The organism is Mesorhizobium loti (genome assembly GCF_003148495.1).
Lineage (GTDB): Bacteria > Pseudomonadota > Alphaproteobacteria > Rhizobiales > Rhizobiaceae > Mesorhizobium > Mesorhizobium loti.
In genome coordinates, this window is sequence record NZ_QGGH01000014.1 from 46,723 (window position 1) to 68,500 (window position 21,778).

General features: G+C 62.9%; 22 protein-coding genes and 1 tRNA gene. 13 read left to right on the forward strand and 10 right to left on the reverse strand.

The window, feature by feature from the left end; translation table 11 throughout:
* The first annotated feature begins 7 nt into the window (after positions 1-7).
* Positions 8-916, forward strand: a complete 909-nt coding sequence (locus C8D77_RS30570) for an alpha/beta hydrolase (RefSeq protein WP_109671240.1) — start codon at positions 8-10, stop codon at positions 914-916.
* Positions 917-929: 13 nt separating this feature from the next.
* Here the strand turns inward: C8D77_RS30570 and C8D77_RS30575 are convergent, their stop codons facing one another.
* Together C8D77_RS30575 and C8D77_RS30580 are read right to left on the reverse strand one after the other, a co-directional pair.
* Positions 930-1,325 carry a rhodanese-like domain-containing protein gene (locus C8D77_RS30575; protein ID WP_056587731.1) on the reverse strand — a complete coding sequence of 132 codons (396 nt, stop codon included), beginning with the start codon at positions 1,323-1,325 and terminating at the stop codon, positions 930-932.
* A 55-nt stretch (positions 1,326-1,380) separates the two neighbouring features.
* Positions 1,381-1,995: a TetR/AcrR family transcriptional regulator gene (locus C8D77_RS30580; RefSeq protein ID WP_109671241.1), complete on the reverse strand. Its 615-nt coding sequence runs from the start codon at positions 1,993-1,995 to the stop codon at positions 1,381-1,383.
* 99 nt (positions 1,996-2,094) lie between these two features.
* On the opposite strand from C8D77_RS30580, the gene C8D77_RS30585 reads away from it, so the two are divergent.
* Positions 2,095-2,841: a 3-oxoacyl-ACP reductase family protein gene (locus C8D77_RS30585; protein WP_109671242.1), complete on the forward strand. Its 747-nt coding sequence runs from the start codon at positions 2,095-2,097 to the stop codon at positions 2,839-2,841.
* 211 nt (positions 2,842-3,052) lie between these two features.
* The gene (locus C8D77_RS30590) at positions 3,053-4,936 is read left to right on the forward strand and encodes a L,D-transpeptidase family protein (protein WP_109671243.1); all 1,884 of its coding nucleotides are present in this window, start codon (positions 3,053-3,055) and stop codon (positions 4,934-4,936) included.
* 20 nt (positions 4,937-4,956) lie between these two features.
* Here the strand turns inward: C8D77_RS30590 and C8D77_RS30595 are convergent, their stop codons facing one another.
* The 3 genes from C8D77_RS30595 to C8D77_RS30605 all read right to left on the reverse strand — a co-directional run bounded on the left by C8D77_RS30595 (position 4,957) and on the right by C8D77_RS30605 (position 6,977).
* Positions 4,957-5,439, reverse strand: coding sequence for a hypothetical protein (locus C8D77_RS30595; protein ID WP_170136862.1), 483 nt, complete (start codon positions 5,437-5,439; stop codon positions 4,957-4,959).
* Between the two features lie 99 nt (positions 5,440-5,538).
* On the reverse strand, positions 5,539-6,246 hold the full coding sequence (locus tag C8D77_RS30600) for a lysozyme inhibitor LprI family protein (protein ID WP_245951922.1): 708 nt from the start codon (positions 6,244-6,246) through the stop codon (positions 5,539-5,541).
* A 473-nt stretch (positions 6,247-6,719) separates the two neighbouring features.
* Positions 6,720-6,977, reverse strand: a complete 258-nt coding sequence (locus C8D77_RS30605; RefSeq protein ID WP_109671245.1) for a PepSY domain-containing protein — start codon at positions 6,975-6,977, stop codon at positions 6,720-6,722.
* A gap of 754 nt (positions 6,978-7,731) precedes the next feature.
* On the opposite strand from C8D77_RS30605, the gene C8D77_RS30610 reads away from it, so the two are divergent.
* From C8D77_RS30610 to C8D77_RS30630, 5 genes are all read left to right on the forward strand, one after another.
* A complete protein-coding gene (locus C8D77_RS30610; protein ID WP_109671246.1) occupies positions 7,732-8,085 on the forward strand; it encodes a hypothetical protein in 354 nt (117 codons plus the stop codon).
* Positions 8,086-8,275: 190 nt separating this feature from the next.
* A complete protein-coding gene (locus tag C8D77_RS30615; RefSeq protein ID WP_109671247.1) occupies positions 8,276-8,485 on the forward strand; it encodes a hypothetical protein in 210 nt (69 codons plus the stop codon).
* Positions 8,486-8,751: 266 nt separating this feature from the next.
* Positions 8,752-9,810 carry an Acg family FMN-binding oxidoreductase gene (locus C8D77_RS30620; RefSeq protein WP_342770062.1) on the forward strand — a complete coding sequence of 353 codons (1,059 nt, stop codon included), beginning with the start codon at positions 8,752-8,754 and terminating at the stop codon, positions 9,808-9,810.
* Positions 9,807-10,175, forward strand: a complete 369-nt coding sequence (locus C8D77_RS30625; protein ID WP_109671249.1) for a hypothetical protein — start codon at positions 9,807-9,809, stop codon at positions 10,173-10,175. The genes C8D77_RS30620 and C8D77_RS30625 overlap by 4 nt, the downstream gene beginning before the upstream one ends.
* A 12-nt stretch (positions 10,176-10,187) precedes the next feature.
* On the forward strand, positions 10,188-10,901 hold the full coding sequence (locus C8D77_RS30630; RefSeq protein WP_109671250.1) for a DUF6920 family protein: 714 nt from the start codon (positions 10,188-10,190) through the stop codon (positions 10,899-10,901).
* A gap of 111 nt (positions 10,902-11,012) precedes the next feature.
* Here C8D77_RS30630 and C8D77_RS30635 read toward each other — a convergent pair.
* Both C8D77_RS30635 and C8D77_RS30640 read right to left on the reverse strand, forming a co-directional pair.
* A tRNA-Val gene (locus tag C8D77_RS30635) sits at positions 11,013-11,087 on the reverse strand.
* 138 nt (positions 11,088-11,225) lie between these two features.
* A complete protein-coding gene (locus C8D77_RS30640) occupies positions 11,226-11,909 on the reverse strand; it encodes a phosphoglycolate phosphatase (protein ID WP_109671251.1) in 684 nt (227 codons plus the stop codon).
* 376 nt (positions 11,910-12,285) lie between these two features.
* Between C8D77_RS30640 and rpiA the strand changes: the two genes are divergently transcribed.
* The 4 genes from rpiA to C8D77_RS30660 all read left to right on the forward strand — a co-directional run bounded on the left by rpiA (position 12,286) and on the right by C8D77_RS30660 (position 16,394).
* Positions 12,286-13,017, forward strand: a complete 732-nt coding sequence (gene rpiA, locus C8D77_RS30645) for a ribose-5-phosphate isomerase RpiA (protein ID WP_109671252.1) — start codon at positions 12,286-12,288, stop codon at positions 13,015-13,017.
* Positions 13,004-13,603, forward strand: a complete 600-nt coding sequence (locus C8D77_RS30650) for a DUF2059 domain-containing protein (RefSeq protein ID WP_109671253.1) — start codon at positions 13,004-13,006, stop codon at positions 13,601-13,603. Before rpiA ends, C8D77_RS30650 begins: the two co-directional genes overlap by 14 nt.
* Before the next feature lie 218 nt (positions 13,604-13,821).
* A complete protein-coding gene (gor, locus tag C8D77_RS30655; RefSeq protein WP_109671254.1) occupies positions 13,822-15,213 on the forward strand; it encodes a glutathione-disulfide reductase in 1,392 nt (463 codons plus the stop codon).
* A 32-nt stretch (positions 15,214-15,245) separates the two neighbouring features.
* Positions 15,246-16,394, forward strand: coding sequence for a serine hydrolase domain-containing protein (locus tag C8D77_RS30660; RefSeq protein ID WP_109671255.1), 1,149 nt, complete (start codon positions 15,246-15,248; stop codon positions 16,392-16,394).
* Between the two features lie 58 nt (positions 16,395-16,452).
* Here C8D77_RS30660 and mgtE read toward each other — a convergent pair whose 3' ends face one another.
* Together mgtE and C8D77_RS30670 are read right to left on the reverse strand one after the other, a co-directional pair.
* Positions 16,453-17,817 (reverse strand): magnesium transporter, encoded by a 1,365-nt coding sequence (mgtE, locus tag C8D77_RS30665; protein WP_109671256.1) that lies wholly within the window; start codon positions 17,815-17,817, stop codon positions 16,453-16,455.
* Between the two features lie 272 nt (positions 17,818-18,089).
* Positions 18,090-19,994, reverse strand: a complete 1,905-nt coding sequence (locus C8D77_RS30670; protein ID WP_164548693.1) for an ABC transporter ATP-binding protein/permease — start codon at positions 19,992-19,994, stop codon at positions 18,090-18,092.
* Positions 19,995-20,599: 605 nt separating this feature from the next.
* Here C8D77_RS30670 and C8D77_RS30675 point away from each other — a divergent pair.
* The gene (locus C8D77_RS30675; protein ID WP_109671257.1) at positions 20,600-21,046 is read left to right on the forward strand and encodes a hypothetical protein; all 447 of its coding nucleotides are present in this window, start codon (positions 20,600-20,602) and stop codon (positions 21,044-21,046) included.
* Between the two features lie 37 nt (positions 21,047-21,083).
* On the opposite strand, the gene C8D77_RS30680 is transcribed toward C8D77_RS30675, so the two are convergent.
* On the reverse strand, positions 21,084-21,764 hold the full coding sequence (locus C8D77_RS30680) for a DsbA family oxidoreductase (protein ID WP_109671335.1): 681 nt from the start codon (positions 21,762-21,764) through the stop codon (positions 21,084-21,086).
* Positions 21,765-21,778 lie beyond the last annotated feature (14 nt).

Below are 21,778 nucleotides of genomic sequence, written 5' to 3' on the forward strand. Positions count from 1 at the left end.
TCTCACTATGGCATCATTCGGGCTGAAGGTCATCCGGGGCGTGTTTGGTGCGGCCGAGCGTGTCGCGCCACGCCTGACCGGGCGCGCGGCGTTCGAATTGTTCTGCCGCACGCCAAGCGTCAAGGCGCTCAGCGACGGCGAACGCCGCGCCATCGACCGTGCTGCCGAGTTCATGACCGAGGCGCGTCATCACCGGCTGAAGACCGCGACCGGCTGCGTCATTGTGCACGAGTTCCGACCGGAGCCGGGCAGGGCAGTCGCCGGCACGGTGCTTGTCGTCCATGGCTGGCGCTCACGCACCGAATATATGCGCGCGTTGATCGAAGGCTATCGTGCCGCCGGCTACAGGGTCGTTTCGCTTGACCTGCCTGGCCACGGCCAGTCGCAGGGCCGGCGGTTGAACATGGTCAATGCGGTGGATGCGGTGCGGGTTGCCGGCGAATGGTTCGGCCCGTTCGTGGCGGCGGTCGGTCATTCCTTCGGCGGCGCAGTCGCCGCCAATGCCATCGCCGGTTCGGTCAAGAACATTCCGCCACTGGCGGCCGGACGACTGGTGCTGATTGCGGCGCCAAGTTCCCTGCCGGCGATTTTTGCCGACTTCAGCCGCATGCTCAATGTCGGCCCGCGCTCGCAGGTCGCCATGGCGGACCGTGTCGAACATCTTTCCGGCAGGCCTCTGCACGAATTCACCGGCGACCGCCAACTCGCCCAGGCGCCGGTGCCAACTCTGGTCATCCACGCACAAGACGACCGCGAAGTCTCGGCCGATCATGCAAGGCGCTATGCCGGCGCAGGCGGCCATGTGCGGCTCTACTGGGCCGATGGGCTCGGCCACCGCCGTATCCTTGCGGACAAGGGTGTGATCGAACGCGCGGTCGGCTTCGTGACGCATCGCGAGCCGTCGCTGCTGCATTGAGCGTCGATCGAGTTTACTTCTTCTTTTCACCGGGTTCGACCGGCAGTCCGGCGGCCTTCCAGGCGGTGTAGCCGCCGAGGATGTGCTTGACCGGCGAAAGCCCCATGTCCTGCGCCGTCTTGGTGGCCAGCGCCGAGCGCCAGCCGCCTGCACAGAAGAAGACGAAGCTCTTTCCCGAAGCGAAGAATGGCTTGTGGTAAGGGCTTTCGGGATCGATCCAGAATTCCAGCATGCCTCGGGTGACATGTTTGGCGCCGGGAATCCTGCCGTCGCGTTCCACCTCGCGAGGGTCGCGCAGATCGACGAAAATGGTGTCTTCATCGTCGAGCAGTCCGGCTGCTTCCTCCGGCGAAACCACTTCAATCTCGGCGTTCGCCTCGTCCAGCAGTTCGCGATAACCCTTTTTCACGCTCTCGTCCCTCCCGGCCTTGCCGGCGAATTTCGAGCACACTGGCGGGCGTTTGTCACGCTGCGTCGGTGCCGGCCAACATCTTCCAGGCAGCCATGGCCCCAGCCACCGTCGCCAGCAGGGCGGCGTACGATGCCCCGTCGCGTGCCTGGATCGACATGCCGTGCTGAACCGTGGCGAAGAAGGTCGCGATGGCGCTGGCGTCGAAATCCGCCGGCAGTTCGCCTTCGGCAACGCCGCGCTCGAGACGCTTCTGCAGCGCGCTATGGTTTTCGGCGCGGCGGCGGCGCAGATCATCGCAGATGGCGCCGCGGCTCGAATCCTGATGCAGCGCGCCAAGCGCGACCAGGCAGCCCTGCGGGCGATCGGTCTGCGCATAGGCTTTCGCCGTCAGGCACAGAAATTGTTCGATCGCCAGCCGCGCGGTCGGTGCTTCCTCCAGCGCCAGCCAGATGTCGGCGCCCTCGGTGCGCGAATAAAGCTCCGTCGCCTCGAGGAACAGCGCCTCCTTGCTGCCGAAGGCGGCATAGAGGCTGGGCGAGTTGATGCGCATGGCGGCGGTCAGCTCGCTCATCGACGCGCCTTCGTAGCCACGCGCCCAAAAGACCTCCATCGCGCAGCGCAATGCAGAGGTTCGATCGAAGGTGCGGGGGCGGCCTCGTTCCGACATGATGCTCTTTTCTGTGTTGATCGATACATAATTCAGTTGACGCCGACGGGCAAGGCTGACAGATATTTATGTATCGATCATTACAAAAAGGAGAAATCGATGTCATCCAACCAACTGGGCGGCAAGGCCGCGATCGTCACCGGCGGCAGTCGCGGCATCGGTGCGGCGATTGCGCGACGTCTCGCGGCCGATGGCGCCAGTGTCGCGCTGACTTATGTGCATGGCGAGGATCAGGCCCGTGCTGTTGTCGCCGACATCGAGGCCAAGGGTGGCCGCGCCATCGCGATCAAGGCCGACAGCCGCGATGCCGCCGCCATAGACAGGGCGGTTGATGACGCCGCGAGTGCCTTTGGCCGGCTCGACATCCTGGTCAACAGCGCCGGCATCTGGCGCGCGGCTCCTATCGCTACATTGTCGCTGGCCGATTTCGATGAGACCATGGAGGTCAATCTGCGAGCCTCTTTCATCGCCTCCAAGGCGGCGGCGGCCCATATGGGCGAGGGCGGCCGGATCATCTCGATCGGCAGCAATCTTGCCGAACGGGCGACGGACATCGGCCTCACCGCCTATTCTACCAGCAAGGCGGCGCTGGTCGGCCTGACCAAGGCGCTGGCGCGCGACCTCGGCCCACGCGGCATCACCGCCAATGTCGTTCATCCCGGCTCGACCGACACCGACATGAACCCGGCCGATGGCCCGCATGCCGAACACCAGCGCCAGAAGATGGCGACACCGCGCTTCGGCAAGGCCGAGGACATCGCCGGCATGGTCGCCTGGCTGGCAGGCCCGGAGGGCCGTTTCGTGACCGGCGCCGCGCTGACCATCGATGGCGGCGCCAACGCCTGATCCGCAAGGGATTTCACGGCTGGAGCGGAAACACCTTCTGCTCCAGCCGTCACGATGTTGTGAAACCGTTCTGCAACAGGCGTTCCAAAATTTATGAAAGCTTAACGAAATCGGTATGAATCAGTATAGTCGCGCCTTACATCCGCCATGCGGTGAGCGGGACGATCGAGCGTGCGGAACGGGAACCGGTTGCGACCGGAGCGGGTGATCCATGAAATTCCTCGGAAACAAAGCAACCGTGATGCCGCTGATGGCGATCACGGCGACGCTCGCTTTCGGTGTGCCTCAGGCAGGCGCGCAGGGGCTCTTCGACATGCTTTTCGGCGGCGGCGTCAAGCGCGCGCCGCAAGGCGAGTTTCCGCCACCGCCACCGAAGCACAAGCCAAAAGCCCCGGCCGGCGCCGGCGGCGGTGTGAAAATCAGCAGCCCGTCCTACTACACCTACAAGGCCGATCGGCTGGTCCGCATCGACTTCTCGGCGCTGACTGCAGCGCCGCAGCCGGCGACCCCGCAGGACGCTGCCTTCGTTCCGTCAGCCACGGGTGCTGCGTTTCGTGATGCGGTTGCCAGCTTGGGTGACTACGAACTCTACGCCGAGCCTGATATCGCCAAGGCGCTGATCGCCTATTACTCGGCCAATCCGGATTTCATCTGGGTAACCGGAACCAGCCTCAACAGCCGTGCGCAGGATGCGGTGCGCGTCCTTGGCGAGGCTGCAAGCTATGGCCTCACACCCGCCGACTACACGGTCGAAGTGCCAACCGCCGGAACATCGACGGCTGACGCCAATGCGCAACTGAAAGAGCTCGTCCGCTTCGAGATGGCGCTGTCGGCGCGCGTGCTGCGCTATGCCCATGACGCCCAGAACGGCCGCGTCGAGCCCAACCGCATGACCGGCTACTATGATTTCCCGGCCAAGCCGCTCGACTTGCAAGGCGTGCTGAAGACGCTGGCGCATACCCAGGAAGTGCGCACCTATCTCGAATCGCGGCATCCGCAGAATGCGGAATACCAGGCGCTGCGCGTCGAACTGGAATCCCTGCAGGCCAGTGCGGAAAACGAAATCGTCGTCGACCCCAAACTGCTGCTGAAGCCGGGCGAAACCAGCCCCGAACTGCCGAAGCTGCTGACACTGATCGCGCGCAATCTCGATGACGAGACGGGCGGCGCCTATGGCGAGGTCCTGTCGAGGCTGGCCACCAGCGAAGTCTATGACCCGGAACTGGTTCCGATCATCAAGGCCGTGCAGCAAAAGGCAGGCATGAAGGGCGACGGCGTCATCGGGCCGCGCACCGTCGCGACGCTGGCCGGAACATCCAAGGCCGACAAGCTGCTGAAGGTGGAAGTGGCGCTGGAAGAACTGCGCTGGCTGCCCTCCGATCTCGGCAGCCCGCGTGTCTTCATCAACCAGCCGGCCTTCACCGCGAGTTACATCGACAATGGCGAGGAGAAGCTGAAGACGCGTGTGGTCGTCGGCCGGACCACCAACCAGACCGCCTTCTTCTACGACCAGATCAAGCAGGTCGATTTCCATCCCTATTGGGGCGTGCCGCAGTCGATCATCGTCAACGAGATGCTGCCCAGACTGCGCAACGATCCGGGCTATCTCGACCGGGCCGGCTATGAGGTGACCGATTCGCGCGGCAAGCGCATCCCTTCGTCGGCGGTCAATTGGGGCGCCTATGGCGCCAACATCCCCTACAGCGTGCGCCAGCAGCCGAGCGAGGCCAATGCGCTGGGCGAGCTGAAGATCCTGTTCCCCAACAAGCACGCGATCTACATGCATGACACGCCGCAGAAATCGTTCTTCAAGCAAGACATGCGTGCGCTCAGCCATGGCTGCGTGCGGCTGCAGGACCCGCGCGGCATGGCGGCCGCGGTGCTCGGCACCTCGGTGGACGACATCGCCGAGAAGTTGAAGCACGGCCACTCGACCGAGAATGTGACACGCACGATCCCTGTCTATGTCGCCTATTTCACCGCCTGGCCTGACCTGTCCGGCAAGGTCGAGTATTTCGGCGACGTCTACGACCGCGACACACGGCTGAAGCAGGCCCTGGACGCCACCGAGGCGGTGCGTTCGCCGTCGAGTTGAGTCAAGAAGCCCCTCGGCCTCTATCGCTCGGACAGCGGTCGCCGGAAGCCGGCGTCCCGCCCAGCGATCAGCCAATAGAGCAACCCGGCGACAAGGCCGGCAGCGGCAATGATGCCGATGTCGGCCCAGCGTTCCGGGTCCATGTCCTCCGGCGCACTCGGCCAGATCAGGGCGAAACCGCCGACCGCGGCGGCGGCGCCGAAGACCATGTGCAGCAGGAAGTTGCGCAACGAGAAGAACTCGGCAATCAGCGCGAAGATCAGCGTCTGCAGCGCGGTCACCACAATCGTCAGGAAATAGACGAACATGCCGAGCGGCGGCACCACCAGGACCGCGATCGGCGAAACGCCCATGACGTCGAAATAATCGGGCGCGTTGGGCAAGGAACTGAGCGCGGCATAGATGACCGCGATGGCGATCAGGCCAACCAGCACCGACACAAAGTAGCCGGCTAACATCATCAACACGCGCTTTAGTACATGCTTCGCCGTCGCCATGCCCATCCCCCAATGCGGCGTCTAGCGCCGCAGTCAGCCATCAAAGCGAGACTGACGCAAGGGGAGGCGCCCTTGGCGGCTGTCGCGAAACACCAAGTGGCCTATTCAGGCGCCGCCGCACAAATGCTGCGAGTCGGGCAGGGCCCATGATCCTTTGATGGCGAGGTCGATGCCGTAGTAAACCCGACCGCGCTCATCGTCCTTCGGACAATCCCTGGGAATCGAGATCAGGCACATCTCGACCGGTTCGCCGACCTTCGAGGCGACCAGGCCAGGTTCGCGATCATAGGAGACGGCGGTGCCGCCATTGGTGAATGTCGCGGCGCTGCCCGCTTCGGGACCGGCCGTTTCCAGCGGGTCGTCGCCCAGCCGTGTGGTGAGCGTCTCGATGTGTGTGGACGCGCATTGCCCGATCCCTAGGGGCAGGGGCTGGTCGGTCCCTGCCGGGTTGTGTGCCGCGGCTTCCAGCGCCTTTTTGCCCATCAGCGCGATGTTGTAATCCTGCACCCATGACTGGGCATTGCCATAGGTTTGCAGCGCGTTGTTCTGCGCGCTGACGATGCAGGCCGTGTCGCCCCCGCAGGCATTGCGGTCGGCGATCAGCCCGCGGGCGATCATGCGCTTGTCGCCGCCGAACGCCGGCTCGAAATCCTTGAACGCCTTTGACATCAGCACATCGATGGCCGACAGCTGCGGGTCGGCACAGATCGCCTTTTCCGCCGATAGACGTGCCTTGCCGCAGTCGAAGGACGGCCCGTCGGCCAGCGCCGGAGCGGCACCCAGGATGCCGCCGGCCAGGAAGGTAACGAGCACAAGCAAAGAAAAGATTCGAACGGAATATCGCATGCTTGCCCCCAAGCCGACAGGATTGCCCAAGGCGCCGCCAGCGCCCTGGTTTCACTTCATACTCCAAGAGTGAACAATTTGGGGCGAGGCCAGGGCAATCGCTTCAGACAAATGACAAGTTCGACTTGTAGCTGAAACCATCGATCGCCGAAGTCGGCGCTGCCCCTCATCGCCCTGCCGGGCACTTCTCCCCGTATAGTGACGGGGAGAAGGAGGCTGGCCGCAACTTCAGCACCATTCTGGCGACGCTGGTGATTGGCGAAATCGGCGATTAGAGCGCCCCTCTCCCCGTCACTATACGGGGAGAGGATGCCGGCAGGCAGGAGAGGGGCGGCGCCAACGCTCGGAAAGGCTGACGAATTTGAAACCTGAAGCGATTGCCCTGTGGTCGAGAATGCGCCAGCGCATTCGCGTCGGATACGGGCCTTGCGGCCGAACCCTTATTTTGGCTCGGCCGTCACCGGATCGTAGGTGATTTCGACCTTTGCCTTGTCCGCCGTGTAGTAGGTGACGGTGTAGGCGCCACTATCCCAGTCGACCTCTTTCACATAGCGAAAGCCGTCGCGTTGTTCGACCTTGGCGATGATCTCCGACAATTTCTTGGCATTGGGCAGCGGCAGCGGAGCGTCGTCCGCGGCCAAAGCCGGCCCGACGGCAAGAAGAACGGCGACGCTGGTCGCCAGCAGAAATCTGGACATGGCTTTCCCTCAATTTTCCTCGGACAGAAACTCGCTGGCGTGCCGGTTTGTTCCGCAGCTGGAATGCAGGGCCATTCAGCGCGCTGATTTGCAGTTAACCGGAAGAAAAAAGCCATGCGCCAAAAAACCACGGATGCGCCACTTCACTATTCGTGGCCATAGGATGTTGGCGCTTGCTGCCTGTTCGAAAGGCCACCGCCCGCTTAACTTACGCGGCGCGTCGTTGTGCGAGGTGGAGACCTGAACGGGTTCGACGAGGGTCGACGGCGGTCACGATGCTGTGGTGGTGATCGCAATAGACGCGATCCGGCGAAGTTGGCCCAGCACAAAAACGGTAACCGCCGGGTACTGACCGGTCTTCGCTCACCGGGAAGCGGCACTGATAGAGGCCTAGCTGAATGAGGGGGACGTCTCTCGAAGTCAGTCTGATATTTTCAGGCATGGTTTTTCAGGTTCCTGGTTCATAGCCATTGCCGGCTGACGGCCGCAGTGCGACCGCGTCAGGGCGAGCTTCTCTCGTTTTGGAGGGCTGTGGATCACAATATGGTGTTGGTCGCCGCGTCAATGAAGCCCGAGGCCCTGCTTTCGGAAGCCAATCGTTGCGACTTAAGGCCACACTTGCCGCCAGGAGGGCGAGCTGCGGGAGCGAATACATTTTGTCAGCAGACAGTGTGGTCACGTCCCAGGGCATCTCTTCGAACCGTTGCGCCGGTGCTATGGTGTGCCTGCATGATCAGACAGCAGGATATGAGGCATGCCCAAAGTCACCCGCCGTACACTTCTTGCGTTCACCGCCGTGGCCTCGGTCATTGAACCGACGTTTGCTGAAGGGGAAGATGCCTCACCCGAATTGCGGGCGCTGATCGGGGCCCATGAAGCCACCTATGTCGGGCTTCACAGGGTTGTTCATCAAGCGGGCAGTAGCAGCCACGAACGCAAGAGGGCAGACCGGATTGAACAGGAAGCATTGCTGGCCATCTGCTCCTATCCTGCGATCAGCCGAGGCGACCGCCGGGCCAAGGCCGACTACCTGTTGACCACTGAGGCTCGGGGTGAACTCGACCTGGAAGAGCACATGCAGGCCATCCTGCACTCGATGAAGCGCTGACCGTGGCTCGACCGGCCCATCGGCACAACCAGACATCGCCGACTTTACCTTTATTCCACAGCTGGAATGCAGGGCCACTTCGGCCCACAGACGTACCGCGGTCCGGAAGAAGGCCGAGCACCAAAAAACCACGATGCGCCGCTTCACTATCCGTGGCCATAGTGGGCCGGCGGGTTCATTGGGGGTTTAAATGCGCACACGTCACATCGTCATGCTTGCACTGTCAGTGCTTTCCATCCCGGCCGTTTCCGTGCCCGTGCAGAAAGCCCGAGCGCTGGAGCCGGAACGCTACACGGTCTATTGCGCCAACGACCGCATCGAGGTTTCGTTCTGGGATCTCGAGCAGATGAAGGTCCGAAACGGCTCGGACGTTTGCCAGTTCCAGAGCTACACGAGCTAAAGCAGCGCCTTGAATTTCGCTCAGAAGAATTTTGGCGGGGAAGGGGCGGATTGTAGTTGCTGAGGCGTTCGTCAAGCCTATGGAAGCGCGGCGCAGAGCCGCCCGTTTCTTCCAGGCGATGCATCATCGGGAACCGATGTCGCATTTGACGGTTACGTCTTCCAGAGACAACCGCACCGGTCACTTCTGGCCGCTTCGCACTTGTCGAAGACAGATCGGCCAATTCGATGAACAGGCGGCATTATCTGGTTGGCGGAGGCGCCCTCGTGGTCGCCGGTGCCGGAGTTGCCTTTTTAGGGCTCCGAAACATGGGTTCGATGGAGGACTACAACGCCTCGGTGGCCGCGACCCGCTCGGCATTGACGCAAGCGCCTGGGATGAGCGACCTGATCCGCTACGCTACGCTGGCGGCGAACAGCCACAACACCCAGCCGTGGCGGTTCAGGATCAGCGACGCCGGGATCGAAATCCTGCCCGACTTGACGCGACAGATCGCTATCGTTGACCCCGACAATCACCATCTTTTCGCCAGCCTTGGCTGCGCGGCTGAGAATTTGGCCATTGCCTGCGGCGCCCGAAGCAGGCCGGGCGAACTCAGTTTCGGGCCGGAGAATGACGGTGGCGTGATGTACACGTTCGGGGGTGGGGCACCTGCCGAGCCCGCTCTGTTCGATGCGATCCCAAAGCGGCAATCAACGCGCGGCGACTACGACGGCAAAGCCGTCTGCAACCGCGACTTGCAGACACTTTCCGCCGCTGCGGCCGTGCCGGGCGTCGATCTCGTTCTGACCACGGATCGGGCACGGATCGAGCGCGTGCGCGACCTGGTCCTCGCGGGCAACACCGCGCAGATCGCCGACGCCGCCTTCGTGCGGGAGCTGAAGGCTTGGCTGCGCTTCAGCCCCCGGCAGGCGATCTTGACCGGTGACGGCCTCTTCAGTGCATCAAGCGGCAATCCCGCCCTTCCGGCCTGGCTTGGTCCGATTATGTTCGATCTCGTTTTCAAAGCCAAAGCCGAGAACGAAAAATACGCAAGACAACTCGCCTCTTCGGCAGGTATCGCCGTCTTCGTCGCGCGGAAGGAAGACCGTGAGCATTGGGTCCTGGCGGGCCGCGCCTGCCAGCGTTTCGCGTTGCAAGCCACCGCGCTCGGCCTCAAGCATGCTTTCATCAACCAGCCCGTCGAAGTCGCCAGCCTGCGGCCGGACCTGGCGGCACTTGTCGGTCTGCCCGGTCGGCGACCTGATCTCGTCATGCGCTTCGGCTATGGAGCCGCGCTCCCCTTTTCGGCACGCCGGCCCGCGGAAAGTGTGATCCTATCTTGAACGCTCCTGCGCAGGGCTCATCCTCCTCGGCGGCGCGGCTCGTGACCATCAAGGTCATTCACACCATCGTCTGGGTCTTTTTCGTCGCGTGCATCCTCGCAATCTGGGTGTTCGCCTTGCGGGACGACTATGTCCATGCCGCCCTATCGATCGGTGTCGTCCTGGTAGAGGTGCTCGTGCTGGTCCTGAACGGATGGCAATGCCCGCTCACATCCGTTGCCGCGCGCTACACCGACGAGCGGCGCGACAACTTCGATATCTACCTTCCAGAATGGCTTGCACGTCACAACAAGCTGATCTTCGGTACCCTCTATGTGGCTGGGATAGCGGCCACCCTCGCGAGGTGGAGCAATGCGTCAAGATAGGAAGGCCGCTTAATGGCTGAGGATGCTGTTCTAATCGGGAAGCGGTTGCCGGCCGCTGTCCATGACCTTGCGCTGCGGCTCGGTGTCAGACCCGGCACGAGCCGAACGACGGTCAAGCTCAAGCAAACAGGACGGATGAAACAGAAGCTTGAAGCCACGTCCTGGATGTCATTTACCGCAACGCAGACGATCTCGACTTCCGAATGTGCCTTCGATTGGCGGGCGCGGTTTGGTCCCTTTGGTATGATCTCGGCGCGCGATGCCTTGAAAGGCGGCCAGGGGCAGCTTGATATCATGGCGCTTGGCGTCATTCCGCTCGCCCGCGCCGAGCACTCGTCGGCGCTTATGCGCGGCGAGCTGATGCGATACCTCGCCGAACTTGCCTGGGCGCCCGACGCTATTTTGCTCAACAGCGCGCTGCGCTGGCGGGAAGACGGTCCCGACAGGCTCGCCGTGAGCGCCGGTATGGGAGAAACAGCGGTCGAAGTCACGCTCAGCCTCGACGGCGACGGGAGGATTGCTGGTGCCTTCGCGCCCGACAGGCCGCGTTCGGCCACGGCACCAATCCTGCCAACGCCATGGCGCGGCCGTTTCTCCGACTATCGCCGTCACGGCAATATGTGGCTTCCGTTTGCCGGGGAGGTCGCCTGGGAAATCGACGGCAAGGAGATCGTCTATTGGCAAGGCCGGATCGACCGTTGGGAGGCGTTCGACGATAGCGCCTGATCTTGCACCACAAGCCCAACCCGCCGACGGTCTTTTCTGATCACGCGCCAGTCAGCTTTTTTCAGGGATTTCCATGGAAGCCAAATCATCCAACCAATCTTGTTGGCTAGATGGTGGGCGATGCAGGGATTGAACCTGCGACCCCACCCGTGTGAAGGGTGTGCTCTCCCGCTGAGCTAATCGCCCGCTCGTTGCCCGAAGGCCAAGCGAGCCGCGATATAAGGGAGGCAGGCTGGGGAAGTCAAGGCGGTGTCCGGCGTTCCGACAAGGATCGGATTTGCCGTCCTTTCCGCCCCGTCTCCGACCGGCGCCGGCGCTTTCCGGTCAGTTTCCGGCAGCAGCGATCAGCTTCTGCGCCAGATCGAGCGTCAGCGCGTCGAAATGCGAGATCACTGCCGAAGGTTCGAACTCGCGCACATGGCGGTCGGTGTAGCCGAAATCGACCGCCACCACCGGAATGCCGGCTGCCTTGGCGGTGTCGATGTCGGTTTGCGAATCGCCGACCATCAGCGCGCGATGCGGGTCGCCGCCGGCCAGCTTGATGGTCTCGATCAGATGGCGCGGGTCGGGCTTGCGGAAGGCGAACGTGTCCTGTCCGGCGATTGCGGCGAAATGCCTGGTCAGGCCGAGCGCCTCGATCAGCGCCAGCGAGTTGGCCTCGTATTTGTTGGTGCAGATGGCCAGGAGATAGCCGGCATCTTCGAAGCGCGCGATCGCCTCGACGACGCCGGGGTAGGGGCGCGATTTGCCGGGGATGTTGATCGTGTAGTGGTCGAGGAACAGTTTCAGCAGCCGGTCGTGCTCCTGGACATCGAGCGACCGCTGCTGGGCCGCGTGCGCCCGTTCGATCATCACGCGGCCGCCGTGACCGACAAAGCGCCTGAAGCCGGCCTCGTCGACCGCCGCAAGCGCACTGGCGGCAAGGCTGTGGTTCAGACTGTCGAGCAGGTCCGGCGCCGTGTCGATCAGAGTACCGTCGAGGTCGAACACGATGATCGGTCGGGTCATGGTCAGTCCTGCGCAGATTTGTACAAGGGGGAGGCGATAAAGGCTGCGACGCGTCATGGCAAGCTGACTGGGGGCAAGCCGGCTTGGCAAGCTCGCTCAGGCAGCCCAAGAGCCGGACATTTCGCGGCGAGCCGCCAGACATGAAAAACCCGCCACGGCGGCGGGTCGCTGGCGCAAATCAGCACCATCGACAAATATGTAGCATAGCTGCCGTCACCGGATCAAGAAAAAATTCCTATCATGGCTGCCCGCGCTCATTGTCCGCGCGTGCACAACATGCCTCTCGCCAACAGCAGCAGGCCACTGCCAAGGGCTTTGACCAGACCGGCAAAGATGCTAGGAGCCCAAAACGTCAGGTTTCGGGGCAGCAAGCGGCATGGATGCAAGGCAATTGAAGGTCGAAGCCGCACGGGCGGCGCTCGCCCATGTGAGCGACGGCATGCGGCTCGGCATCGGCACCGGCACCACGGCCGAAGAGTTCGTGCGGCTGCTAGCCGAAAAGGTCGCCACCGGCATGACCATCGTCGGCGTGCCGACTTCGGAGCGCACCGCGTTGCTCTGCCGTGAGCTTGGCGTGCCGTTGTCGACGCTGGAGGAAACACCCGAGCTCGACCTCACCGTCGACGGCGCCGACGAAGTCGATCCGGAGCTGACCCTGATCAAGGGCGGCGGCGGCGCGCTGCTGCGCGAGAAGATCGTCGCCGCGGCGTCCCAGCGCATGATCGTCATTGCCGACCGGTCGAAGATGGTCGAGACGCTCGGCCGTTTTCCCCTGCCGATCGAAGTCAACAAGTTCGGCCTGCGCGCAACCGAAATCGCGATTGGCGCCGCGGCTGAACAGCTCGGCCTTTCCGGTCCGGTTATATTGAGGATGACGGGGGGCCAGGCTTTTGTTACAGACGGCGGCCATTTTATCCTCGATGCATCTTTTGGCCGCATTCCGGATACAAGAGCGCTTTCGAATGCTCTCCACGCCATTCCGGGCGTGGTCGAGCATGGTCTTTTCATCGGGCTGGCTTCAGCGGCCATCATCGCCGGCGGCGACGGTATACAAACCGTCCATGCCGCCCGAAAACCAGGGAGTTCTACCGATCATGATGTTGCATAACCGGGTTCGCAGCCTTTGCGCCGTTCTGGCGGCCTCGGCCGTTCTTGCCTTCTCTTCGCCGGCGTTTTCACAGGATGTCACGGAATCGCACCTGAAGGCCGCCCGCGCGGCCGTCGCGGCGATCCACGCGACCGACCCGTTCGACAACATCCTGCCGCAGGCGGCCGCCGCGCTTGAGTCGCAGCTCATCCAGAAGAACCCGGACATGCAGGAACTGATCGGCAAGACGATCAGCGAGAAGGCGCTGGCGCTGGCTTCGCGCCGCGCTGACCTCGAGAAGGAAGCAGCACTCGCTTACGCAAAAGTGTTCTCCGAAAAGGAACTGACCGATATCGCCGCCTTCTACAATTCCGATTCGGGCAAGAAGCTGCTCGACAGCGGCCCGACGGTGACCCGCGACCTGGTCAAGGCAGCCGACATCTGGCAGAACGGCCTCGGTCGCGATCTTGCCCAGCAGGTCGGCGAAACGTTGGCGGCTGCCGCCAAGGCAAAGGCGCAGGCAGCACCAGCGGCGCCCGCGGACGGAGCCGCTCCGGCGGATGACGCAGCACCGGCCGATGGTGCGGCCCCCGCGGACAACAACTGATCCTGCATTTCAAAACGGCCTAGAGCCCTGGGGCTCTAGCTCTTTATTTGAGCATGATCTCTGGACAAACGGTTTCCGTTTGTCCGAGAAAACCGGATTCCACTTTTCGGGATCATGCTCAAGCGGCCATCAGCAAAAGCCCGGCTTGTCCGGGCTTTTCTTTTGACGTTTTGCGGCCTACCTGTCTCTCACATTTCTGAAGCCTAGGGAGCCGCGTCATGGCCGGTTACGACTACGATCTTTTCGTCATCGGCGGCGGCTCGGGCGGGGTGCGCGCGGCGCGCGTGGCGGCCGCGCTCGGCAAGCGCGTCGGCATCGCCGAGGAATACCGCTATGGCGGCACCTGCGTCATCCGCGGCTGCGTGCCGAAAAAACTCTATGTCTATGCCTCGCAATTTCCCGAGCATTTTGCCGATGCCGCCGGCTATGGCTGGACGGTGCCGGAAGCCAGTTTCGACTGGCAGACGCTGGTTGCCAACAAGGATCGCGAGATCAGCCGGCTGGAGGCGATCTACAAGAGGAACGTCGAGGGCGCCGGCGGCGAGGCTTTTCATTCGCGCGCCATGATCGTCGACCCGCATGTGGTGCATCTTCTCAGCGAAGATCGCACCGTCACATCAGACCAGATCCTGATCGCCACCGGCGGCCGCCCGGCGGCGCATCCGGCGCTGCCCGGCCACGAACATTGCATCTTTTCCAACGAGGCTTTCGACCTCAAGGAGCTGCCCAAGGCGATCATGATCGAAGGCGGCGGCTACATCGCCGTCGAATTCGCCAACATCTTCCACGGCCTCGGCGTCGACACCACGCTGGTCTATCGCGGCAAGGAGATCCTCAGCCGCTTCGACATGGATCTGCGGCGCATGCTGCACGAGACGATGGAGAAGAAGGGGATAAAGATCCTCTGCCATTCCGTATCCGAATGGGTGCGCAAGCGGCCGGACGGCCGGCTCGACGCGCTCGTCAGCGGCGGCAAGGTGCTGACGGTCGACCAGGTGATGCTGGCCATCGGCCGCATTCCCAACACCGAGAATATGGGCCTGGAAGGCATCGGTCTGGAGATGACCAAGACCGGCGCGATCGCGGTCGACGAATACTCGCGCACCAACGTCGACAACATCTGGGCGATCGGCGACGTCACCAACCGCGTACAACTGACGCCGGTGGCGATCCACGAGGCGATGTGTTTCATCGAAACCGCCTTCAAGGGAAACCCGACCGCACCCGACCACGAGACGATCGCGACCGCAGTGTTTTCACAGCCGGAGATCGGCACCGTCGGCCTGTCTGAGGACGATGCCGTCAAACGCTTCCCCGACATCGAGATCTACCGCGCGACATTCCGGCCGATGCGGCACACGCTGTCCGGGCGCGACGAGAAAATGCTGATGAAGCTGGTGGTCGATGGCGCGTCGAAGAAAGTGCTTGGCGCCCACATATTGGGGCCGGATGCCGGCGAGATGGCGCAGCTTCTCGCCATTCCGCTGAAAGCCGGGCTGACCAAGGATGATTTCGACCGGACAATGGCGGTGCATCCGACAGCGGCGGAAGAACTGGTCACCATGTACAAGCCGACCTATCGCGTGAAGGACGGCGAGCGCGTCGGCTGATGCCGGTTGGCTCGTCGCCAAGGGAGCAATCAATGCCCGCACCGCTCGACCATGACTTTGGCGGACGCGTCGATCAGGTCGTCGACAGGGCTGTCGAGGAGGAGCGCATTGTCGGCGCCGTGATCCTTGTCGCCCGACGCGGCGAAATCCTGTACAGCCGCGCCACCGGCCTTGCGGACCGCGAATCCAAGAAACCGATGGCGGCGGACGCGATCTTCCGGCTGGCGTCGGTGACCAAACCCGTCGTCGCGACCGCGGCACTTGCGCTTGTCGAAGCCGGCGTGATCGGCCTCGACGATCCCACGACGAAATTCATCCCTGAATTCCAACCGAAACTGGCGGACGGCAGCGAGCCCGTCATCACCCTGCGACAGCTGCTGACGCATACCGCCGGCCTGAGCTACGGCTTCCGCGAGGCAGCCGACGGACCCTATCATCGCGCCGGGATCTCCGACGGTCTTGACCAGCCCGGCCTTTCGATGGCCGAGAACCTCAGCCGCATCGCCTCGGTGCCGCTGTCCTATGTGCCGGGAACGGGCTGGGGCTATTCGGTGGCGATGGATGTGCTGGGCGAGGCCATGGCGAGAGCCACTGGCGCCACCCTGCCGGAGCTGGTCGATCGCCTGGTCGTCCAGCCGCTCGGCATGGATGACGCAGCCTTTGTCGTGCGCGATCGATCGCGGCTGGTGACGCCTTACGCCGATGGACCCGGCAAGGCCATCGCCATGGGCGAGCAACATCGCGTGCCCTTCGGCGATGGCGCCATCTCATTTTCGCCTGGGCGCGTCTTCGATCCCGCGTCTTTCGCCTCGGGCGGCACCGGCATGAACGGCACCGCCGGCGACGTCCTCAAGCTTCTTGAGGCGCTGCGTTCCAGGGGTGGATCGGTCATCCGCCCCGAAACGGCAGCGGCTATGACCACGGACGCAATAGCGGGCCTGGAGACCACCATGCCCGGCTGGGGCTGGGGTCTCGGATTTGGCGTCCTGCGCGACCCGCTTGCCGCGTCGACGCCCCAGGCCGCCGGCACCTGGCGCTGGGGCGGTGTCTACGGTCATTCCTGGTTCGTGGATCCGACGCTCGACCTGACGGTGGTGACGCTGACCAACACCGCCATATCAGGCATGACGGGCGCCTTCCCCGATGCACTGCGCGACGCGATCTATGGCAGGCAGGCCTGACACAGGGAAGGTCGGAACCCCCGCCGGCGATGGCCGGCGGCGGAGACAGGTGTGCCGCTCAGAGCAGCGTTCCGCGCAGGATCACCAGCGCCACCGAGAAATAGATCACCAGCCCGGTGACATCGACCAGCGTGGCGACGAACGGGGCCGATGCGCTGGCCGGATCGAAGCCGATGCGTTTCAAGGCGAACGGCAGCATCGACCCCGACAGCGAACCGAAGGTGACGATACCGACCAGTGCCGCGCCGACCGTCGTGGCGATCAGCGGCCAGTGCGGGCCATAGTCGTAGAAGCCCATATATTGCCAGAGCGCGATGCGGCAGATGCCGACCACGCCCAGCATGGCGCCGAGCACGAGGCCAGTCGGCAGTTCGCGCAGCGCCACCCGCCACCAGTCACGAAGACCGATCTCGCGCAGCGCCAGCGCCCGGATGACGAGCGACGTCGCCTGCGAGCCGGAATTGCCGCCCGAGCTCATGATCAACGGGATGAACAGCGTCAGCACGATCGCCTTCTCCAACTCGCCCTCATAGCTTTGCATGGCGTTGGCCGTCAGCATCTCTGAGATGAACAGCGCGCACAGCCAGCCGCCGCGCTTCTTGATCATGGCGAGGAAGCTCATCTTCATATACGGCTCGTCGAGGGCTTCCATGCCGCCGAAACGATGGACGTCCTCGGTCGTCTCCTCGATCATCGTGTCGATGATGTCGTCGATGGTGACGATGCCGAGGATCTTGCCGTGATCGACGACCGGGACGGCAAGCAGATCGTATTTGGAGATCGTCTGTGCCAGGGTTTCGCGATCGGTCAGCGGGCTGACCGTCACCGGAACACGATCCGGCGCCACCGTCATGATCGAGTCGTCCGGCTCACCGGTGATCAGCCGGCGCAGGCCGGTCGACCGCACAAGCAGGTGCGTTTCCGGATCGACGATATAGATCGCGTAGACGGTCTCGCGCGTCCGCTCGACCTTGCGGATGTAGTCGAGCGTGCGGCCCACGGTCCAGTCCGAGGGTACGCTGACGAACTCCGTCGTCATGATCGATGCGGCACTGCCTTCGGGATAACCGAGAATGGAAAGCAGCGTTACGCGCAGCGGTGGTGCAAGCCCGCCGAGCAGCTCGGAACGGGCCGGCTCGTCGAGCTCGCGCAGGATGTCGGCGGCGCGGTCGACCGACATGGCGGTGAGCAGCTTGCCCGCCTTGGCGCGCGGCAGCGCCTCCATGAGTTCGGACGCGCCGTCGAGTTCGGGCTGGTCGAAGATCTCGACCAGCCGCTCGAACGTCACTTCACAAAGCAGTTCCGTCGCGGTTTCCCGCGGCTCCCTGTTCAGGGCCTCGACAATGTCGGCGACGTGATCATTGGCTAGGATACGGGCGATGGCGACGGCCTCGTCGCTCGCTACGGCGGTAAATTCGTTCATGGCTCACTCCTTGCCGTCCGGCAGGACATGAACCATTAGAGGTCACGTCTAGGCGGACGGCGGTTGCGTTCGACTGTGACTGTCGCCAGGCATGGCGCGGTGACCTTTCCGCTTGCGGGTTCGCGTTTGACTGTCTGCAAGCGGGCGCAACATAGGAGCGCGCCTTGCCGTGTCAATCGCGGTGAGGAAGGAAAATGCCGGCGGGTTGCCGAGATCGCGCGACTGTGATCGCAGGCCGCCGCATGACACGGCCGGCTCGGATCAGAGCGTCTTTATTTCTGCTTTAGCCGGCGCGAGAAACGCAGCCACTTGTCCTCGACCGGCCTTGGGACCGGCCTTGGCTGCGCGAGAATGGTGGTGAGTTCCACAGGCAGGGTCGGAACCAGCGGCTTCTTGGTGGCGACGCCGTCGGCGATCGCGACGATGCTGTGATAGAATTCGCTGCCGGTCATCGATCGCGGCGCCACCGCCTCGTGCATGACGCTGATCACCGTGACATCGGGGCAGTTGTCCTTGATGGCCTGGTGGAAAGCAATTTTGCCATCGGGGTCGAGCGCGCCGGTTGCCTCGTCGAGGAACAGTAATCCCGGTTGCTGCAGCACGATGCGGGCCACCACCAGCTTCTGTTTCTGGCCACCCGACAGGACCTGATCCCAGCTTTTGCCTTCGCGGTTTTCGTCGGCCATGTGCTCGATAAAGTCGCCCAGGCCGGCCTTGTGCAGCGCTGATGCGACCTGCGCGTCGCCATGGTCGTGCTCGGAGCCGGGCAGGCAGACTAGCTGTTTCAGCGACACCGGCTGCAGCTTGACCTCCTGGGCAGCATAGAAACTCTTGACGCCTTCGGGGAAGACAATGGTGCCGCGGCCATAGGGCCACAGGCCGTTGATCGCCTTGATCAGCGAAGTCTTGCCGCAACCGGACTCGCCTTTCAGGAAGGTCCATTCGCCGCGCCGGAAGCGCAAATTGGCGGCACTGAGGAAGGGCGTCGCATCCTCGCCCTGATGCGCCAGTTCGAGCTTCTGGATGGTCAGACCGAAAACCGGGTTCTGGCTGGCATAGTGGAAGTCGGAGCGGCCGGTCTGGCTGTAGAATTCCTGCGGATGCTGGACATTCTCGATCGCATTGGCCAGCTCGGTGACACGCTGGCTGTTGGCGCGCAGCGTGGCGATGGCGGGCATGACGTGGATGAACCACGAACACTGGCCGATCAACGAATTGACCAGTTCGGAGCCGGTTATGTAGCCCTTGAGATCAAGGCCGTTGTGGATGAACGGCACCAGGCCCGGTCCGTAGGCGACAATGCGGGCGCCGATGAAATTGTAGATCAGCTCGAACGACATGTAGACCGTGTTGACGATGTTCAGCCGCGTCCAGGTGCCGTCGATATCGACATAGAGCCGGCCATGCATGGTCCTTTGCACGCCTTCGCCCTGAGACGCCGCGACATGGAAGCTGCGGCGCAGGAACGTCGTCAGCTCGCCGCGATAGCTGCCCTCGGCTTGCTGCATCCTGACGTTGAGGCGCTCGAGCAGGCCGCCGAGCTTGACCGCGATCCATGTGTTCAGCGGCACATAGGTGGCGACGGCCAGGAAGGCGAGGACAGCGCTGCCATAGTTGCCGAGGAACTCCAGCCCCTTCACCTCGACGGAGTTTTCGAGCAGCTTCTGGCCGACGAAATAGAGCGAAGTGGCGACGCCCAGCACGCCCATGGCGAGCCCGATGGCGCCGCCGGTCATGTCCTTGATGGATTCCTGGACGCGCTGATCGATATTGTCGGGGGCGGGCGCGCCGCTGCCGGTCGACGCATGCTGCGCATGGAAATGCGTATGATTGCCATCCAGCAACGCTTCATTGAAGCGGCTGTCCAGCCAGCCGCGCCATTTGCGGTGCAATGTCGCTGAGACAAGGTTGCGGATGCCAGTGAAGCCGGCGTCCTTGAGCAGGACCAGCAGGACGAGGATGCCGGCATTGACCAGCAGCGAGCGAAGCGGCGTGGTGTTGGCCGCATCATGGAAGAAGGCGATCGAGTTGACCAGTTCGCCGGAGGCTTCGGCGAACCAGACACCGGCCTTGCTGGACAGCGCGGTGAGCAGCGCAATCACCAGCGTCAGTGTCCAGGCTTCTTTCCAGCGGTCCGAGACCCAGTAGGCCCGCATCAGGCCCCAGAAGCTGCGCATCGACGATACCGGCGTCAGAAGCGATCGCCCTGCGGCATCGCGAGGTGTTTTTTCCGGTACTGACTCTTGCGATGGTCTACCGACCCGAATCACGATCCCGCCCAAACCTTTTTTCTTTTGTTACGGATGGTAACACCAATTGATCATTTTCCATTAATTTTTAAAGCTGGCCAAACTGATTACACCCAACGGCCGTTGCCAAGAGGCAACAGATGACACGCCGAAATATAGCGACAACAGCCGGCAAAAATCAGGATATCGTTATTGATTTCAAACGCTTGATCTGCGGAGACATGCCGTCGATGAAGCTTCCCTTAGGGAAGGTTATCGCACGGTTTTGTGAACTCGAAATCGTACGGATCGAGCGATTTTCTCAGAGCGGGCTGGCCCGAACATCGGAAAATTTGCCGTTCGTGACCTCGCCAGGCTTGCCGTTATCGTCCTTGCCGGAGGCAGGAAGTGACCGGAAAATCGTCCGAGCGGCGCGTTCCGTCTTGTCGGGTCAGCTCAGGAACTGCGTTTGACAATTCATCCGTTCGGGATTGAACCTTGCCTGGCATTGTCGACACTCATGCATGTCCGGTTCTCCAACAAGGAAGCTCCCAATGCTTGCACGCTCGGCCGCAATCCTGTTCCTCTTCGCCTGGCTGCCCCTATTTGCCTCTGTACCTTTGGCCCATGCCGCCGAGCAGGGCATCCCGGCAAGCGCCGACGGCCAGATCGAGTTCAACACGCCATCCGGCAACATCGGCTGCATCTACACGGCGAAAGGCGGCACCAGCACCTATGAGCCGAAGGATGGCGGCCCGGAATTGAGTTGCTCGCGCGTCGAGCCGAGCTATGTCACCATCATCCTGGGCCCCAAGGGACCGGCGACACTGATCAAAAACCCAGGCGAGCAAGGCTGCTGCAGCGATGTCGACAAGCTTGGCTACGGCAACAGCTGGAGCGCAGGACCGTTCTCGTGCCAGTCGTCAACCAAGGGACTGACCTGCACGGCCACAAACGGCCATGGATTTTTCATCAGCAAGGCCAAGGTGACGGTGAAGTAAGACTTGCTCCTGTCGGGAAAGGAGAAGGTGGCCGGCCTCAGCCGACCTTTTCCAATTCGCCGCGCGCCTTGGCAGCCGCCACCTGGCGAATGGCATCAGCCAGGGTATCGGCATCCTGCGCGCCCATGACCGCGTATTTGCCCTCGAGCAGGAAGCACGGCACGCCAGATATGCCCATTCGCGACGCGGTGGCGATCTCGGTGCGAACCGCCTCGACATCGGCGTCAGTCGGCAAAAGCGTGGCAACGACGGACGCGTCCATGCCGGCCTCGCGCGCGGCTTCGATCAGAACGGCATGGTCGCCGATGTTGGCGCCTTCCTCGAAATTCAGCTGGAACAGCCGGCGCACAAGCCTGTTCTGCACGGCTTCGCCGGCGGCACCCGCCCAGCGGATCAGGCGGTGCGCATCCAGCGTGTTCGGCGCTACCTTGATGGTGTCGAAGGCGAAGGAGATGCCTTCGACTTCGCCGAGCGGCTCGATGCGGCCATGAATCTCGCGGATACGCTCGTCACTGCCGAACTTGGCCAGCATGTATTCGTGGCGATCCTTGCCTTGCGGCGGAATGGTCGGATCGAGCTGGAATGGCCGCCAGCGAATATGCACGTCAACATCGCCGACAGCCGCGATCGCTCTGTCGAGCCGCTTCTGCCCGATGAAGCACCATGGGCAGACCACATCGGACACCACATCGACGGTGATGGCGTTCATCTCGCTCATCTCGATCTCCTGTA